The organism is Pectinatus cerevisiiphilus, from assembly GCF_004341685.1.
Taxonomy (GTDB): Bacteria; Bacillota; Negativicutes; order Selenomonadales; family Selenomonadaceae; genus Pectinatus; species Pectinatus cerevisiiphilus.
The window spans coordinates 165,676-184,591 of sequence record NZ_SMAA01000004.1; the positions used below are offsets into that span (position 1 = coordinate 165,676).

Annotated in this window: 12 protein-coding genes, 1 riboswitch and 1 other annotated feature; of the genes, 2 read left to right on the plus strand and 10 right to left on the minus strand. The window is 39.4% G+C overall.

What is annotated here, in order from left to right; translation table 11 throughout:
- The 8 genes from meaB to EDC37_RS03910 all read right to left on the minus strand — a co-directional run bounded on the left by meaB (position 1) and on the right by EDC37_RS03910 (position 11,532).
- The gene (meaB, locus tag EDC37_RS03875) at positions 1-939 is read right to left on the minus strand and encodes a methylmalonyl Co-A mutase-associated GTPase MeaB (protein ID WP_132548109.1); all 939 of its coding nucleotides are present in this window, start codon (positions 937-939) and stop codon (positions 1-3) included.
- A 189-nt stretch (positions 940-1,128) separates the two neighbouring features.
- On the minus strand, positions 1,129-1,521 hold the full coding sequence (locus tag EDC37_RS03880) for a cobalamin B12-binding domain-containing protein (RefSeq protein WP_132548172.1): 393 nt from the start codon (positions 1,519-1,521) through the stop codon (positions 1,129-1,131).
- Between the two features lie 26 nt (positions 1,522-1,547).
- Positions 1,548-3,200: an acyl-CoA mutase large subunit family protein gene (locus tag EDC37_RS03885; RefSeq protein ID WP_132548111.1), complete on the minus strand. Its 1,653-nt coding sequence runs from the start codon at positions 3,198-3,200 to the stop codon at positions 1,548-1,550.
- Between the two features lie 101 nt (positions 3,201-3,301).
- Positions 3,302-4,807, minus strand: a complete 1,506-nt coding sequence (locus EDC37_RS03890) for an acetyl-CoA hydrolase/transferase family protein (RefSeq protein ID WP_132548113.1) — start codon at positions 4,805-4,807, stop codon at positions 3,302-3,304.
- 586 nt (positions 4,808-5,393) lie between these two features.
- Entirely contained in the window at positions 5,394-6,020 is a 627-nt protein-coding gene (locus tag EDC37_RS03895) for a redox-sensing transcriptional repressor Rex (RefSeq protein ID WP_132548116.1), read from the minus strand.
- Between the two features lie 125 nt (positions 6,021-6,145).
- Positions 6,146-7,432: an O-antigen ligase family protein gene (locus tag EDC37_RS03900; RefSeq protein WP_165874446.1), complete on the minus strand. Its 1,287-nt coding sequence runs from the start codon at positions 7,430-7,432 to the stop codon at positions 6,146-6,148.
- A gap of 119 nt (positions 7,433-7,551) precedes the next feature.
- Positions 7,552-8,871: a bifunctional folylpolyglutamate synthase/dihydrofolate synthase gene (locus tag EDC37_RS03905; protein ID WP_132548120.1), complete on the minus strand. Its 1,320-nt coding sequence runs from the start codon at positions 8,869-8,871 to the stop codon at positions 7,552-7,554.
- 6 nt (positions 8,872-8,877) lie between these two features.
- A complete protein-coding gene (locus EDC37_RS03910) occupies positions 8,878-11,532 on the minus strand; it encodes a valine--tRNA ligase (RefSeq protein WP_132548122.1) in 2,655 nt (884 codons plus the stop codon).
- A 38-nt stretch (positions 11,533-11,570) separates the two neighbouring features.
- Positions 11,571-11,787, minus strand: a binding site (T-box leader).
- A gap of 156 nt (positions 11,788-11,943) precedes the next feature.
- Between EDC37_RS03910 and EDC37_RS03915 the strand changes: the two genes are divergently transcribed.
- On the plus strand, positions 11,944-13,638 hold the full coding sequence (locus EDC37_RS03915; protein ID WP_132548124.1) for a phosphoethanolamine transferase: 1,695 nt from the start codon (positions 11,944-11,946) through the stop codon (positions 13,636-13,638).
- A 146-nt stretch (positions 13,639-13,784) separates the two neighbouring features.
- Here the strand turns inward: EDC37_RS03915 and EDC37_RS03920 are convergent, their stop codons facing one another.
- Both EDC37_RS03920 and clpX read right to left on the minus strand, forming a co-directional pair.
- On the minus strand, positions 13,785-14,267 hold the full coding sequence (locus EDC37_RS03920) for a peptide deformylase (RefSeq protein WP_132548126.1): 483 nt from the start codon (positions 14,265-14,267) through the stop codon (positions 13,785-13,787).
- Positions 14,268-14,275: 8 nt separating this feature from the next.
- On the minus strand, positions 14,276-15,646 hold the full coding sequence (clpX, locus tag EDC37_RS03925) for an ATP-dependent Clp protease ATP-binding subunit ClpX (protein WP_132548173.1): 1,371 nt from the start codon (positions 15,644-15,646) through the stop codon (positions 14,276-14,278).
- A 564-nt stretch (positions 15,647-16,210) separates the two neighbouring features.
- Here clpX and EDC37_RS03930 point away from each other — a divergent pair.
- Entirely contained in the window at positions 16,211-18,466 is a 2,256-nt protein-coding gene (locus tag EDC37_RS03930) for an adenosylcobalamin-dependent ribonucleoside-diphosphate reductase (RefSeq protein WP_132548128.1), read from the plus strand.
- Positions 18,467-18,685: 219 nt separating this feature from the next.
- A riboswitch (cobalamin riboswitch) is annotated at positions 18,686-18,863 on the plus strand.
- Positions 18,864-18,916: the final 53 nt, after the last annotated feature.

Sequence of the window (18,916 nt, forward strand, 5' to 3'; positions counted from 1 at the left end):
TTATTTTAACAATTCGTCCATCAATTGATGGACTATAGTATAAGGATCATTTCGATGTGCTTCAATATCTTGCAGACACTTGTTAATTCTACCTGTATCTACAATATGTTTTGTGACATACGTACCTATCGACGAATTGAGCAGTTCCAAAAGTTCTGTTTTAGTCCTGTCATGACGTCTCTGTGCTAATTTACCTGTTTTGCTTATATAAGCATAATGCTTTTCAATAAGCTTTACGAGGTCATCAATTCCTTCGCCCTGATTTGCAACAACTTTTTGTATAGGAGGACGCCAATCAAATTTTAGACCATCAAGATCAAGCATCATATTGAGTTCAGCTTGCAGTTTATCTGCTCCATCATGGTCTGCCTTATTGATGGCAAACACATCGCCAATCTCTAATATTCCTGCTTTTATAGCCTGAATATCGTCACCCATTCCTGGTATAAGCACAACAATAGTGGTATCAGCTGCTTTAACGATATCGACTTCTGATTGTCCAACACCAACAGTTTCAACAAAAATAATATCTTTGCCAAAAGCATCAAGTGCTTTTACAGCATCCGCTGTTTTATGTGATAACCCGCCAAGGCTGCCACGAGTTCCCATACTGCGAATGAAAACACCTTCATCAAGTGTAAGTCCATTCATTCTTATACGGTCACCCAAAATAGCTCCACCGGAAAAAGGACTAGTAGGATCGACAGCAATTATGCCGACGGTCTTTCCCATATTACGGTATGCTCTTGCAAGTTTGTCTGTCATAGTTGATTTTCCCGCACCCGGAGGCCCGGTAATGCCAAGGACAAAGGCGTGCCCCGTGTGATGATAGAGCTCTCTCATAATGGATGAGGCATTTTCATGTTCATTCTCTATAGCCGTAATAGTACGGGATAAAGCCAGCCTGGATCCACCTAAAAGTTCTTTTACTATATCCATACCTAAGAACCACCTTTGATGTGAATGAAAGTTGCCATTTCAATAGAATCTTATCCCAAATTTCTGAATTATCCTCTATAGCACAGGCAAAATTTTCTTATTTTGCCAGCGAATAATTTGCTAAAATCGAGCATGTATAGACATCTTGCCCTCTCAATAAAACCAAGAGGGCAAGATACTACAATATTTTTATTTTACGTGTGCTTTAATGAATTCAACAATATCACTAGTTTTTGTACCAGGTGTGAAGACTTCAGCTATACCAGCTTTTTTAAGAGCAGGAATATCACTTTCAGGAATAACACCACCGCCGACAACAAGAACATCTTTCATGCCTTTTTCACGAACAAGTTCTACAACTCTCGGGAAAAGATGCATATGTGCTCCTGATAATATACTCATAGCAATTACATTGACATCTTCCTGAAGTGCAGCTTCAGCAATTTGTTCAGGTGTCTGACGAAGACCTGTATATATAACTTCAAAACCAGCATCACGAAGTGCGCGAGCTACGACTTTAGCGCCACGGTCATGTCCGTCAAGTCCAGGTTTCGCAACTAATACTCTAATACGTTTTTCCATCATTAGTCCCTCCGACAATCTCTATATTATAAATTTGTATGTGCTTCGTATTCACCAAATACTTTACGCATTACGCCGCAAATTTCACCAAGTGTAGCATAGGTTCTAACCGCATTAAGAATATGAGGCATAAGATTTTCATTTGCATCTTTACATGCAGTTTCCAGATCAGCCAAAGTTTTCTTAACCGCGTCATTATCACGTTTTGCTTTCATTTCAGCAAGTTTACGTTTCTGTCTTTCACCAACAGAAGCATCTACTCTTAAGAGGCCTTTGACAGGTTCTTCTTTAATCTGGAACTTATTGACACCGACAATAGTTTTAGCACCGGATTCAACATCCATCTGCCATTTATAAGCGCTGTCCTGAATTTCTTTTTGAATATAACCTTTTTCAATTGCCGCAACAGCACCACCGATTTCATCAATTTTCTTGATGTAATCCCATACTTCTGCTTCAATTTTATTGGTCATTGCTTCAACATAATAAGAACCTGCAAGCGGATCTATAACATCAGCCAATCCACTTTCATATGCGACAATTTGCTGGGTACGAAGTGCTACCATAACTGATTCTTCAGTAGGCAAAGCCAAAGCTTCATCACGTGAATTTGTATGCAGAGATTGTGTGCCGCCCATTACAGCTGCTGCTGTCTGAAGAGCAACACGGACAATATTATTATTAGGCTGCTGTGCAGTCAGCATAGAACCTGCTGTTTGTGTATGGAAACGCAGCTTCATAGATTTCGGGTTTTTAGCATGGAAACGTTCCTTCATGATTTTCGCCCAAATACGACGAGAAGCACGGAACTTAGCAACTTCTTCCAAAAGGTTGTTATGTGCATTCCAGAAGAAGGAAAGACGTCCGGCAAAAGCATCTACATCAAGGCCAGCCTTAATAGCAGCTTCAACATAAGCTATACCGTCACTGATGGTAAAAGCGATTTCCTGAGCAGCTGTAGAACCTGCTTCACGGATATGATAACCAGAAATGGAGATTGTATTCCACTTAGGTACATTTTTCGAACAATATTCAAAGATGTTAGTTATAAGACGCATTGATGGACGAGGCGGGAAAATGTAAGTACCACGGGCTGAATATTCTTTCAGTATATCATTTTGAATGGTACCTTTAAGTTGGTCAGGAGTTGCTCCTCTTTTTTCTGCAACAGCGATATACATTGCCAGCAAAACTGATGCCGGCGCATTAATTGTCATTGATGTAGAAACTTTACCAAGATCTATTTTATCGAAAAGAACTTCCATATCAGCAAGTGAGTCAATAGCAACACCGACTTTACCTACTTCACCTTCAGAAATAGGATCATCAGAGTCATAACCGATCTGTGTAGGTAAATCGAATGCGCAAGAAAGTCCCGACGCACCGGATTCAATCAAATAACGATAACGTTTATTTGATTCTTCAGCTGTGGAAAAACCTGCATACATACGCATAGTCCAGAAACGGCCACGGTACATGGTAGGTTGAACACCGCGTGTATAAGGATATACCCCTGGGAAGCCGATTTCATCGGCATAATCGGTATCTTTGATATCGAGCGGAGTATAAAGGCGCTGTTCAGGAAGATTTTTACGTTCTGGGAACCTTCCTATTGCCTTTTCTACGTTGACATTATACTGATCTAATTCAGCTTGAATCTTTTCTTTTTCAGTGCTCATAGTTATTTTTCCTCCTGGATTTTTATTTACTCGGATTTATATATAGAGGACTTTTTAATTATCCGATCTATAAACCAAAATCGTCAGTTTTTGTATTTCAGCTATTTTTTCATAGTCCCTGTTTCTAAAAATCTTTGATGCCATGACAAAGCCTCATTCAGCAGATGAGGTGTCTGTGCGTGCTTAGTAGCCGCATCAGCTCTTTCAAAATAATCAAGAAGCATAGGTTTGAAATCTGGATGCGCGCATTTTTCAATGACAACTCTTGCACGTTTGCGTGGCGAAAGCCCGCGCAGATCAGCCAGCCCCTGTTCGGTAACAATAATGTCAACATCGTGTTCAGTATGGTCAATATGTGAACAGAACGGTACGATTGATGATATTTTCCCACCCTTTGCCGTTGAACCGGTGCAGAAGATAGTGAGATATGCATTACGGGCAAAATCACCCGAGCCGCCAATACCATTCATCATTTTACTGCCCATGATATGTGTGGAATTTACGTTGCCGTAAATATCACATTCAATAGCTGTATTCATAGCGATAACGCCTATGCGGCGTGCTACTTCTGGACTGTTCGATATTTCTTCTGGACGAAGTACAAGATGTTTTCTATATTCTTTTATATTCTTATAGAAACGTTCCAGACCTTCCGGTGATGGAGATAATGCTGTTCCTGACGCAAAGCTTAATTTACCTGCATCAATAAGGTCAAACATCCCATCCTGAATTACTTCAGTATAAACCGACAAGTCTTTAAGGTCGGATTCAACGAATCCATGGATAACAGCGTTAGCCACATTGCCTACACCGGATTGGAGCGGCAACAAATTTGCAGGCATACGCCCTTCTTTAATTTCATTGTCGAGTAAATCGATAATGAAATGTGACATATGTTTAGAATTATCATCAATTTCGCCTAACGGACGAGTATGATCTTTTACATCACATGGCACGATAAATTTAATTTTATCTGGATTACACGGTATATAAGGAGTACCTATGCGATCATTAGGTTTGACAATAGGAATCGGTAAACGATGCGGAGGATCAAGTGGTACATAAACATCATGCATTCCTTCAAGTTCAAGCGGCTGCGTAGCATTTACTTCTACAATAACCACATCAGCCTGCTGTACATAAGAAGCAGCATTTCCCAACGAAGTTGTAGGAATAATGTTACCTTCTTCTGTTATCGCACATGCTTCGACAATAGCTACATCGACGCCACCGCCCATATAACCATATCTTGCGAACTGTGCAGATTCACTCAAATGCATATCCAAATAGTCTACATCACCACTGTTTATGCGGTTTCTAAGTTCTTTATTTGTCTGATACGGCATGCGCTTAGCAATACCATTCACTTTTGCCAAAGCACCGTCTTCTTCAACACCCGTAGAAGCACCTGTCCACAAGTTAATCTTAAACGGTTCTTTTTCCATACGTTTAGCAAGGGCCGTTGGAACAGCTTTAACATAACCTGACGGAGTAAAACCACTGGTAGCTACATTCATTCCGGGTTTGATGTAGGCAGCAGCTTCTTCGGCACTAACGATCTTAGACCGCAATTCCTTATTGCGTACGCGATCGAGAATGTCAACCATTAAATATTCTCCTCCCCATGAATCAATAACTATAAATTTTTATATTATTAAACTACCGGCAAAACTGACTGCCGATGACGTCATATATGGCCTCTAGCTCATTTTCAACTATAATCAAAGCCAATAGTAATTATTCACCTCATTTATAGTGAATTACATAGCAAAACGACCATATTTCTACAATTGTTAGAATACCACCAGATATTGAACGCGTCAAGCAATTTAGCCAAAAAACAAACCCAAATTGTATATATTTGTGAAAAATTTTACATAATAGTAAAACGCTGCACTGCCTGTATCCAGTGCTTTATTTTCTATTAACACAGCATGGTGGTACTGATACTTTTAATGTTTTCACATCGTCCCTGCGAAAATCGTATAATATAATTTATTTATTGACCAGTTTATGTAATTTCTTTAAAAATTATGAGTTAAAGTAATCGTTTGATATTATTTGCAAACATCTTCTAAAATACGCGGAAAATTTATCTTTCATAAGGTCCAGCGAAATTACATTCCAGCCGTAATAAAAATATGCATTCCATTTCATGCGCTTCTCATGTCTAAACAATATCTGCGTTTATCTTCAGCGCGGTTTTCTCGTGATATGGTATGACAAACAAGAAAGCCCGATGGATAAGTCTTCATTTACTATGTGCATGTCATCTGGTACTTTCATCCTGATCGGTGCGAAGTTCCATATTCCCTTAATTTTTGATTTCACCAGCCGGTTTGCCACTTCCTGGGCAAACTGTCCCGGCACCGTAATAATGCCGATATGAATATTTAGATCTTTTATGGTCTGCTCCAGTACATCAATATCAGTCACTTTGACATGGTTTACCGTCTTACCTACAATTGATGAATCATGATCAAATAAAGCTACTAAATTAAAACCGAGTGAAATAAAATTATGGTAATTCGCCAAGGCCGATCCCAAATGGCCTATGCCGATAATAGCTATGTTCCAGTGATTATCCAAGCCTAAAATATTGCTGATACTGTGTTTTAATTCATTCACATAATACCCGACACCTTTTTTGCCGAACTGGCCAAACGATGCCAAATCCTTACGAATTTGTTCGGGTGTTATCTCCAGCCTGCGGCCAAGCTCTTCAGAAGAAATAACATCGAGTCCTTCATCCTGAGACATGCGCAGTGCCCTTAGATATAACGGCAGCCTGTCTATCGTAGCTTTTGATATATCTTTCATTTATTTTCGCCTTCTCCCGTACCTATTTAATTTTACAGCCGAATTGGACCCAGTAAAAAATACTGTGCCCAATTGCCAAGTTCTAACTTCATAATAACATAAATGTCTTTCCAGCTTCAATCCAATCAAATATCCTTTAAATTATATGCTTTGTTTTTCTGAATTTCCTCATCGGATAACTCAGGCAGCGAAACCAAACCCATGCGTCGTCTTTGCAGTTCCTTTTGTATAGCAAGCAGCGATGGATGCCGCAGCAGTGCCGCCTCCACAGCCATTACAGTACAAAAAAGCATTGTCAGTCGCGTATTAAACAAGACAAAATCAGTAAATCCATTAAAGGCTATGGCAGTCAGCGCCAAACCACAGCCCAACAATGCACCGCGCAAGAAATTGGTAGACAAATGTTTATAAACTTTTAAAGCCCGCCAAATATTGCCGCCCAAGCATGTTATAAAAGCAGCAAAACCGACAAGACCTATCTCAGCCGCTATATTAAGGTACATATTATGTGCATGTACAACTTTTATAAAATTGCCCTGCATATAAAAATCATATGACGGATAAACAAAATAATATGCTCCCCAGCCTATTCCCAGCAAAGGATGGTCCAATATCATTTCTATGGTACTTTCCCACAATGCCAGCCTAAGCTCAGAGGAAGTATCTATAGTGGTAAAAATAGAAGTCATCCTGTTAAATAGAGGTGTATCTATATACATCAATCCTGCCAGCAAAACAACAAGCGGGAAAATAATTTTTCTTTTACAAAAGACTCCGTATGCGGCTATTACCATAACAATGCTCAAATAAGCCCCCCTGGCATAAGTGAGCCCTAAACCGATTGCAGCCAATATCAAAAAACTGCCAATTATTATTCTGACTGTTCTTCCTCCGGCAAATATAAAAGTACCAAAAGCCAACGCCATAATTATATTTAGATATCCTGCCAATAAATTAGGATTTTCCCATGTTGAAAAAATGCGTCGCGTTACTTCTGGAAAAGTTTTTGTATCTGTCCAATCCATACCAGCAGTATTGATACCCACAAAGTATTGGAAAAAACCATAAAGCAAAACGATTACTGCTGAGATTCCCAAAACAACAAAAACTGTTTTGATATGTTTTTCAGTGGTGATGCTCTGCACCGCCAGATAATATATCAACAAATATTTACCGATAAGATGATACGCATTATAAAAGCTAAACATTTTTTGTGGCGAATTAATAATAGAAAAAAACACGAAGCATACAAAAATTGCCAAAGGTATATCGATAGGTGTCTTTATCCATTTCCAATCGCCAAAGTATGCCTTCATTATACAAAAAAACCAGCCCAGGAATAACGTGTATGTGGCTGCATCACCACTGAACGGTAAAAGGAATACCGTTATAAGCAACATATAAAACATCATTACACCCGAGTCCTGAGCGTATTTATGTCTCTTAAAAATATTCATATATCTCCTAAAATATTACAAGTTCTTAATATCTTTTAAGACTGCGCATAATCGCATAATGTTATTATTAAAATTTAAACTTTATTTTTACCCGGCTCCTTATTCTTCATCAGACACAGGTCATGTCTGAGTTCGCCGATCAAATAAAGTGAACCTGCCAGACACAGCAGGCATTCTTCCTGCGTCAATTCCAGTGCTTTATCTAAAGCGGCCTGCCGGTCTTTTTCTACTTGCACATATTTGACGTCCAATTCCTTCGCCCATTCTGCCGGGTCAGCCTTACGTGCTGAATTTGGTTCTGTTGCAATAACGATATCTTCAGGACGCAATAAGGTTTTTAGCATAACGCTGACGGCCTTATCTTTTAATATGCCGAGAACAAAAACACGCTGTTCTGTAGGATAATATTTGTCCAGATTTTGTCTGAGCATAAGCGCGCCAGCCGGATTGTGCGCACCGTCAATAATTATCCTTTTCCCATTTATATAAAATCTTTCAAAACGGCCGGGCCATCTTACATTTGCCAGTGCCAACCGCATTGCTTCTGTCGTGATGCGTCGTTCATCATTAGCCAGCAAATATGCTGTCATTATTGCCAGTGCGCCGTTTCTCACCTGATGTTCCCCTAAAAGATTAAGGGCAAATTCTTCCTTTACCCCAATAATTTTAGAAGAAAAAGATATATATTGCTTACAGCCATCATAATTTAAAAATTGCGCCTGGAAATCAGCATCTTCGATAAAAAGATCTGTATTTTTCTTAGCGGCTTCCTCATTCAAAATATCCAGTGTCATTCCCTTTACATCAGTAACTACAGGAACTCCATCCTTAATTATCCCCGCCTTATGATGGGCGATACCTTCAAGTGTACCCCCACAAAGATCAGCATGTTCAAAAGCGATATTAGTAATGACGGAAACCTCCGGAACTATGACATTTGTCGAATCCAAAAGGCCGCCCAGCCCTACTTCGATAACAGCATATTCAACATTATTAATAGCGAAACAGAAAAAAGCCGCTGCCGTCAATATTTCAAACTGCGTAGGCGATTCCATGCCTTCACTGACCATCTGGTCAGCAAAGGTCTTCACGACGCTTATACAATTAGCGAATGTTTCTTCCGTTACTGGTACGCCATCAATCTGTATACGTTCCGTATAAGAAAACAAATGCGGTGAAATATACAATCCTGTTTTTATTCCCGATTGATGAATAATTTCACTGACCATTGCACAGACAGACCCTTTACCGTTCGTCCCTGTTACATGGATAGTCTTGTATTTAAGCTGTGGTTCATCTAATAATTGCAATAACCGCTCTATTCTTTCAAGCCCCAGCTTAACACCAAACCTATTCAATTCATCGAGATACGTTAATGCTTCTTGATAATCCATTTTTTATCACAAAGTTGCTAAATAAGACAAGCGTTCTTCCACTGCCGCCTTCTTATCAGCATAACCTTTTTGTTTCTCCTTCTCTTTTTCTACAACTTCAGACGGAGCCTTGGCTAAAAAGCCTTCATTGGTTAATTTCTTCGCAAGGCGTTCGATTTCCTTATTGAGATTTGTTATTTCCTTAGTAAGCCTTACTGTTTCCTTCTCTACATCAATAAGACCTGCCATCGGTAAATATATTTCTATGCCGCTGACTACAGCTGTCATCGCATTTTCCGGTCTAGATGACTTATCTGTCCACACTGTCATTGGTTCAGCTGCTGCTAAAGCAGCCAAGTAACCTTTATTATCCGTGAACGTTTTTTGCATATTACTGTCAGCAAAATAAAGAATAACTTCACTTCTTTTACCAGTTGCTGCGTTAACTTGGGCGCGTATATTTCTTATTGCCTTAATAGTTTCCATAACAGCTGTCATATTCTTTTCAGCAACATCATTTATCTTAGCCATTTCATTATCCGGCCATGAACTAATCATAATGCTCTTGCCTTCATGCGGTATATGCTGCCATATTTCTTCTGTTATAAATGGCATAAACGGATGCAGTAATCTCAGTGTATGTTCCAGGACATAGCTCAGAACATATTGGGCAACCCTTCTTTCTGCTGTATTTTCCTTATCATAAAGACGTGCTTTGCTCAATTCAATATACCAATCGCAGAACTCGTTCCAAATAAATTCATAAAGAGAACGTGCGGCTTCACCAAGCTCAAAATGTTCTAAATTCTTTGTGACTAGTTCGGCAGTATGGGCATATCTACTCAATATCCATTGGTCGGCTAAGCTGTATTGTGCTTTTTCTGGTACAAAAGTTTTATCAAACCCTTCCAGATTCATCAGCATAAAACGAGAAGCATTCCATAATTTATTAGCAAAATTACGCGCACTTTCAACCCGTTCCCAATAAAAGCGCATATCATTGCCCGGTGTGTTTCCCGTTATCAGCATAAAGCGTAATGTATCAGCGCCGTACTTTTCAATCACTTCAACAGGATCTATGCCGTTTCCTAATGATTTACTCATCTTGCGCCCTTGTGAATCACGTACCAGTCCATGTATGAATACATGTTTGAACGGAATATCTCCACCGAATTTTAACCCCATCATGACCATGCGCGCTACCCAGAAAAAGATTATATCGTAACCGGTAACAAGTACGCTCGTAGGATAAAATTGTTTTAATTCTTCCGTTTCTTCTGGCCAGCCCATCGTTTCAAACGGCCAAAGACCGGAACTGAACCATGTATCAAGTACGTCTTCATCCCTGCGCAATTGATGGCTGCCGCAAACAGGACAGACAGTGATGTCATCCCGCGACACTGTTGTTTTGCCGCAACTATCACAATACCATGCAGGAATCTGGTGTCCCCACCAAAGCTGGCGAGAAATACACCAATCCCGTATATTTTCCAGCCAATTACAATAAATCTTTGTAAACCGTTCCGGTACAAACTTTATTTTCCCGCTTTTCACTGCCTCAATAGCCGGTTTTGCCAGTGATTCCATCTTTACAAACCATTGTTTAGAAGCCATTGGTTCAACAGTCGTATTACACCGCGAGCAATGGCCGACTGCATGTTCATGTTCCTCTATCTTCACCAAAAAGCCTTGTTCTTTCAGATCTTCGACAAGACAACGACGGCATTCATAACGATCCATGCCTGCATATTTTCCTGTATTTGCCGCCATCCGACCATCGTTGGTCATTACCAGTATCTGTTCAAGGTCATGCCGTTGTCCCATTTCAAAGTCATTGGGATCATGTGCCGGTGTAACTTTTACAGCTCCTGTCCCAAACTGCGGGTCTACATAGCTATCGGCAAAAAGCGGTATATGGCGGCCAACAATAGGCAGTATCAATGTTTTCCCGACTAAAGCCTTATATCTTTCATCATCAGGATGGACAGCCACACCAGTATCACCAAACATAGTTTCGGGACGTGTGGTCGCAATTTCCACAAACTCATCCGTGTTTTCTACCTGATAGCGGATATGGTACAAATGCCCCATTTCAGTTTCATGTTCCACTTCAATGTCGCTGAGTGCTGTATTGCAATGCGGGCACCAGTTTGTAATACGTGTTCCCTGATAAATAAGGCCTTCTTCATACAAACGAACGAAAACTTCCCTTACAGCTTTGGAACAGCCTTCATCCATTGTAAAACGTTCTCTATCCCAATCACAGGATGAACCTAAGGAACGCAGCTGATACATTATACGGCTGCCAAATTTTTCTTTCCATTGCCACGCGCGTTCTACAAATTTTTTCCGACCAAGCTCATGTCGGGAAGTGCCTTCTTCTCTGAGTGCCGCATCAACTTTTGCCTGCGTGGCAATTCCCGCATGGTCACAGCCTGGCATCCACAAAGTATTATATCCCCTCATTCTATGGAAACGTATGAGGATATCTTGCAGCGTATTGTCCATCGCATGTCCCATATGCAGCTGTCCCGTGACATTTGGTGGCGGTATAACAATACTGTAAGGCTTTTTCCCCTTCTCTACTTCTGCATGGAACAATTTATTGTCTTCCCAAAATTTATACCATTTTTTTTCAAAACTCTGTGGGTCATAAACTTTTGGAATGTTTGTTTCCTGCAATGTATTCCCTCCTAATAATAAAAAAACCCCTTCGTCCTTAATAGGACGAAAGAGTGTACTTCCGTGGTACCACCTAAATTTCTTTGCCAAATGGCAAAGCTCAAACGCCTAACGCCGCGCTGCGCGTTTACGACTACTTGTTTCACCGTAAAAGCTCCAAAGCTACAACAACAAATTTTTACGGAAAAATCTTCCAACCTAAGGATTTTCTCTCTGTACCGTATCCGTTTGTGTTCTCTTTTTCATCACAGTTATCATATTCAACGCCATTATGTTATCATAAAATCAAGTAAAAAACAACTTCCCTATTTTCCTCATTCGTTCTTATTTTCCTAGCACGTTTTTCACGCACCATACCCTCATTTATGTTATAATATACAAAAATTATTTACAGCCATGTTAGGAGAAAAAATGCATTCATTGAACATAAACTTTTCTATGTCGATTTTAAAAAAACTAGGCCAACATACAGGGTTTATCATAAGCCTATTTATTTTTAATTATTTGTCTGTAGCTTGGTCATTATGGCAAACCGGAAATTTTGCGGCCATGTTTCTTGATGCTTTATTCTTATTGGCAGCAGTACTGCTGTTTACTCTTTTGTTAGCAGTGATTCCCTGCCGCATTATCAGGCACTGCCTATTTACCTTCGTCTCCTATTTAAGCGGACTCTTATGCTTAATGGAACTGTTTTCCATCTATACTTACAGCGCAGTTGTAGGCCCTGGAATCATCACGGCAATCTTGGAAACCAACCGCAACGAAGCTGTTGAATTCTTTAAAATGTATGTCAGCTGGTACTGGCTTATATATATACTTCTATTTTTTAGTGCTTCTTATTTTTTACAGAAACGAGCCACTTTTTCCCAGCTCACTTTTAAAACATATAAATATAAAAATCCAGTTTTACCATTACTCTTAATTGGCGGTGCCGCCGGATTATCTCTCTTCTTTTTCTACAAGCCACTGATTTTAAGCAATTTACTTGATATTCCTGTTGTGCGGGTTTATGCTGCTGCCCAAACAGCAGTAGGTGACATAAAAAGTTACCAGAATCTTGATAAAGAGATGTCTGCTACAGATGATATCGTGCAAAATGATAGTACTATTCCCAATATCGTTTTTATTTTAGGTGAAGCAACCAATAGAAACCATATGCATCTTTACGGCTATCCGCTTGCCAACACACCGAACCTGGATGCATTGGCAGCAAAAAATGAATTGGCTATATTTACTGACTGCATCAGTCCGCATTCTACAACTGTCAGCGTATTGAGGGAATTGTTTACCTTCTGTAATTATGAAGCAGACCGCCCTTGGTATGAATATAATAACCTGATTGATGTGATGAATGCCGCCGGCTATAAAACCCACTGGTTATCTAACCAGGAAAGCTCCGGTATCTGGGGTAACGTTGCCCGCTTATACGCCAACCGCAGTGCCGTTCACGAATTTACTGACATGCGCGAATCACACGAAGATTATGGTACACTAGATGAAGCGCTGTTTCCTATGCTCGATACAGCAATACAACAAGCCGGCGATAAAAATTTTTATGTACTGCATCTGATGGGCGGGCATAGTCTTTATTACAAGCGTTTCCCCTACAGTTTTTCAAAATTCACCAAAGATGACATTCCGCGCAATGTAACCGATGATAAAAAAACTGTTTTAGCGCAATATACTAATGCCTTATATTACAATGACTATATAGTCAGCGGCATCATTGATAAATTTCGTGATATGAATGCTATTGTTATCTACCTACCTGACCATGGCGAAACAGTCTACGATGACAACAGCAGCTTCTCCGGACACGTAGAAGAAAATCCCAACCATTATATGCTCGAAGTGCCGATGCTTATGTGGGCTTCAGATAAATTTAAACAAAGCTATCCACAAAAATGGGCAGCCATAAAACTTGCTGTGAACAGACCTTATATGACCGACGACATGATCCATACCGTACTTGATATTGCCGACATCAAAACAACGGAATATGACCCGCAAAGAAGCATTATCAATACTGCCTTTAATGCATCACGCCCGCGTATGGTACAGGGACATGACTATGATACGCAAATTCGGTTTGAACCTGCGCACTGAATATTATCCATTATATAGATAGATACTGCCCGCGTTATCCTAGCAGCAATTATTGCAAAACACAAGAAGGCCCCATAAAGGGGCCAGCTAAAAAACTTTTCTTCAAGCAACTGCTTCATTCATTATATTGTATAATTTTAGTTCTCTTAGCCTTCAATTTTCTTCATCCGAAAGGCTTTACAATCCATTGCCCGCATTGTCGCAAGCACTCCTTCAAGATGATCATATTCATGCTGCATAAGTTCAGCCATACTGCCTTGTAGATAAAAGACTTTTTGATTCCCATCCATATCAGTAAAATAAACATTGCACTGTTCGTAGCGTCGCACTTTTACGTAAAGCCCCGGCAAAGACATACAGTCATCCCAGACTTCCATCATTTTCGCCGTCGGAAATTCCAAACGGGGATTGATAAACACTAATGGCTCATCAATCTCCACATAGATAATCCTTTTTCCTATGCCAATCTGCGGAGCCGCTATCGCGCGCCCCGCATTATTCTTGCTGCGCCAATCAAGTAAAGTATCACGCAAATCTTCTACGATCTGCCCTATATCTTCATCTTTACTGACAGGTACACTGACATCGTATAGGTTATGACTGCCCAGCAATAAAATGGGTCTAATCATTTTATTGCTCACCCCGCAAAATTGTTCTCTGCTTTATTATTTACGGTTTTTTTGCTTACGGTTTTCTTACCTGCTGTCTTACTTTTGTTGATACCATTATCTTTCAGTATCTCTATCTTAGGCGGTTCGTTCTTTTCAATACATTCAGCTGTAATCGTTACCTTGCGATGAAGTTTCGATTTTGGTAATTCATACATGAGATCAAGCATTGCTTCCTCAAGAATCCCCTTCAAGCTGCGCGCCCCTGTCTTTCTGGCTATAGCTTTTCTAGCTACTGCCCGCAGCGCATCTTCTGTAAATTCAAGTTCTACATTATCGACTGCCATCAGTTTTTCGTACTGTTTTACCGGTGCATTTTTCGGTTCGGTCAATATGCGCAGCAATGCATCTTCGTCAAGGGTTTCCAAAGTACAGATAATTGGCAGTCTGCCGATTATTTCTGGAATTATACCAAACTTCATCAAATCTTCTGGTGTTACTTTTCTGATGAGTTCATCATATTTTGTTTCTTTATTTTTATTTTTAACCTTTGCACCAAAACCAATAGCTGAGTCATCTTTTTTCAAACGCTTTTCTATTAATTTTTCAATACCTACAAAAGCACCGCCGACAATGAAAAGTATATTGGTAGTATCCACCTTGGTTGTCGGTGCTTCCGGATGTTTACGCTGTCCTCTTGCCGTAAATTCTACCGTACTGCCTTCAAGCATTTTCAACAGTGCCTGCTGAACACCTTCATGTCCGGGATCAGCTGTTATAGAATTGTTTTCTCCTGATTTTCTGGCTATTTTATCAAATTCATCCAAATAAATTATGCCGTGTTCCGTCTTTTCAACATCCTTACCAGCTGCATAGTAAAGATTTCTTACTGCCACTTCAACATCCGCACCAACGAATCCAGCTTCAGTCAAACTTGATGCATCTGTTACAGCAAACGGAATATCGAGCAGCTCTGCCAAATGTGAAAGCATTGCGGTCTTCCCACAGCCTGACGGACCCATCATAATGACATTTGATTTTTCAATCTCGACATTATCGCCCTTATTCATGCATTTCATTCTTTTATAATGATTGTAAACAGCTACTGCCAAAATTTTCTTTGCATGATCCTGGTTTATAATATATTCATCAAGATATTTCTTTATAATATGCGGTTTATTTTTATCTAATACCCCATCTAAATCATTTATAAATTTCCGACGAATGACTTCTGCATTTTCCTCTTCATTATCACTTATTAATTGATATATTTCTTTTACACAATCCTTACAAATAGCAAATCCTGTCTGCGGGTCAAAAATCGGCAAATCATACTGACTGGTAATTCTAATGTCTCGTTTGCAGAAACTACATATATGGTGTAAATCATTTTGCGCCATGACTATTCCTTCTTTCTTTATCTGCCACATTAAGCCAGCTCTTATCTTTCAGTATATAAAGCCATCAAAATGACATAGCAGTTGAAATTTATTTAAATTTAAAGATTAATGCAGTTATATACTGCATATCCAACGTATTATATAGTATAGCAGAAGAAAGCTGATGATGTAAATAATAATTAAGCAAAGCATTCGTACCAAATACTATTTAAATTGATGCTAAAGTTTAGTTATTTACAGAGAAAAAACTTTATATTCTTTACCAATATGTTGACAATTAATACATACTATATTTCCTTTTTTATTCAACATATAGTTATTTTTTATATTTGCTATACTGTATTTAGTGTTTTTTTTTTAATTGTGTTGCGTTTAAGGTAATTTTAAATTATAATAATCCTTATCAAGTGCAAAAATTTATCTAGTAATATTTGGTTATATTCGACTGACAGCCACCTGCTTCCAGAATTTCTCCTTCATGGTCGGGTGGCTATATTTTACAAAACTCAGGCGATTCCTTTTATCCGCTTGATATAAGAATCTTTTAGAAAGAAGCGAATTTTTTTGGAAAAATGGTATGAAACCGAGATCGGCAAAAACATCTTAAAAGCAAAATACTATCATGTTGGCGAAACTGATCCTCAGCTTCTTATTGACCGTGTAGCCTCAATATTTTCTCCGACAATACAAAAGAGTATGCGCCAATATCTTGAAGACGGTTCTGTATGTCCGGCAGGAAGAACACTATATGCCGCAGGTGCAAAAGGGAAATTTAAGGCAAGTCTAAGCAACTGTTATATTCTTCCCTCACCTGAAGATAATATAGAGTCCATCTTCAAAATCAATACTGAAATCGCACGGATTTTTTCCTATGGAGGCGGCATTGGTGTAAATATAAGCAACCTTCGCCCTAAAGAAAGTATTGTTAATAATGCTGCACGTACTTCAACAGGCTCCGTATCATTTCTAAAAGTCTTTGATTCTACCGGTGAAGTAATCAGCCAAAACGGCCGTCGTGGTGCAATGATGGTAGGACTTAACTGCGACCATCCAGATATCTATGAATTTCTTCATATGAAACAGGACAATGAACGATTAGCTTCAATGAATATCTCCATATTATTTAAGGATGATTTCATGCAGGCCGTCCTAAACGACACCGAATATGAATTAAAATTTGATGTAAAAAGTACCGGTGAAAAAATCAGGAAAAGAATCAAAGCTGCCAGCTTTTTTGATGAATATTGTCGCACTCAATGGGATTGGGGGGATCCCGGGGCATTATTTGTCGATAGATTAAATGACTATACACTTCTTAGCGGTTACGATGATTACAAAATAGAAATAACCAATCCGTGTGGCGAATTTGGCGGCAATGCCTACAATTCATGCAATCTTATGAGTATAAATCTTTATAATTTTATTGATGAAAAATTCAGTGAAACACCACATCTCAATAAAAGTGCCTTTCGTTCTGCCGTCAATATAGCAGTGCGGGCTTTAGACGAAATTCTCGATTACGGTTATGAAACCCAGCCGCTCGATGCCAACCGAAAATGTATAGACGATTGGCGCAGCATTGGTCTCGGTCTTTTTGGTGTAGCAGATGCTCTCGTAGCCATGAAATTAAAATACGGCAGCCAGCAGGGCAATTTCTTTATCGCAGCTGCCATGCGCATTATGTTCATCGAAGCAGCCCGCACTTCCTCACGGTTAGCCAGGGAAAAAGGAACCTTTGGTCGCTACGAATGGGAAAAAACCAAAAAATCACCTATGCTTGACTTACTACAAAAGGAAGCTCCTGATGTATACAAAAACATAAAGGAATCCGGTTTACGAAACGGCACGCTGTTATCTATTGCCCCAACAGGAACGATCTCACTTCTCATGGGAACTTTTTCAGGTGGCTGTGAACCACTCTACAAGATAAGCTATATGCGCACCACCCATAAAATGGAAGGTGAAAAGAAATCTTTTAAAGTTTATGCCCATTCGATAAAAGACCTTCTCGACTATCACCATCTTTCTTACGAAATGGATGATGCAGAAATCAAAAGACGCTTCCCTTGGATTATCGAGAGCCATGACGTCCCTTATTTAAACCGCATCAAACTACAGGCTGCCATGCAAAAATATGTGGACAACTCGATTTCCTCTACTGTTAATTTGCGCCATGATGCTTCACCTGAAGATATAAAGAACATATATATCACCGCATGGCAATCCCACTGCAAGGGCATAACCGTGTTTCGTGATGGCTGTAAACGAGGAAATATTCTCGATGTTTCCTCGAAAAAAGATAAATCAACAGTAAAATATGACAGTATTAGGCCTATTAAAAGAGATGATATTAAACGCTTGGACGGTTGCACACTAATCAGGCATACTGCCTGTGTAGACAAACTTTACATTACAATCAATAAAACACCTGACGGTAAAGTATTCGAAGTTTTCACTAACGCTTCCGGTCATGGCTGCACTAGTAATATAGCCACTATTACCCGCCTGACCTCCTTGGCTTTGCGCTCGGGCATAAGTGTTAAACAAATAATAAAACAACTTTCTGTCAGCAAATGTGCAGGCTGTCAGACACTTATCCGCAGAGGTCGGCATGATATTTCCCTTTCCTGCGGTACTGCCATTGCTTCAGCATTGGCAGAAATTTATAACGAAACACAGGAAAATGCCGACCAAAAATATACCACTAACATAGAAGATGCTACAATAAACAGGAAATGTCCAGAATGTAACCATTATACACTTAAACCAGAAGGCAATTGTGTAACGTGTACATATTGCGGCTGGTCAAAATGCGAATAATAATGCAAAGCTCGGATAATAAACCAAAAAGACAGGAATAATAGCAATATTATTTCTGTCTTTTTGTATATCTAGCATCAGCATGTTTGCAAAGCAATGTAAAGACACAACATGATAGACCGTCCCCATTTACCGTTATTAATAATTTGTGTAAATAGTATTATTGATAGTAGCTATTGACTTCTAATAAGATACATTATAAAATAAAAATGTTTGAAAATTTCATATTAAGGGATAAGTGTCCTAAGGGACTTAATAGAAAAACCGGTGAAAAACCGGTACGGTCACGCCGCTGTGATAGGGAGCAGCATCAAAAAATACCATTGGAGAAATCTGAGAAGGTTGATGCATAGCGATGAACTATAGTCAGAAGAACTGCTTAACCAACAATCACCATAGTTAACCTGCGAGTGATGGGGAGGGGATTAATTGCAACACTTTTGCTGCAGA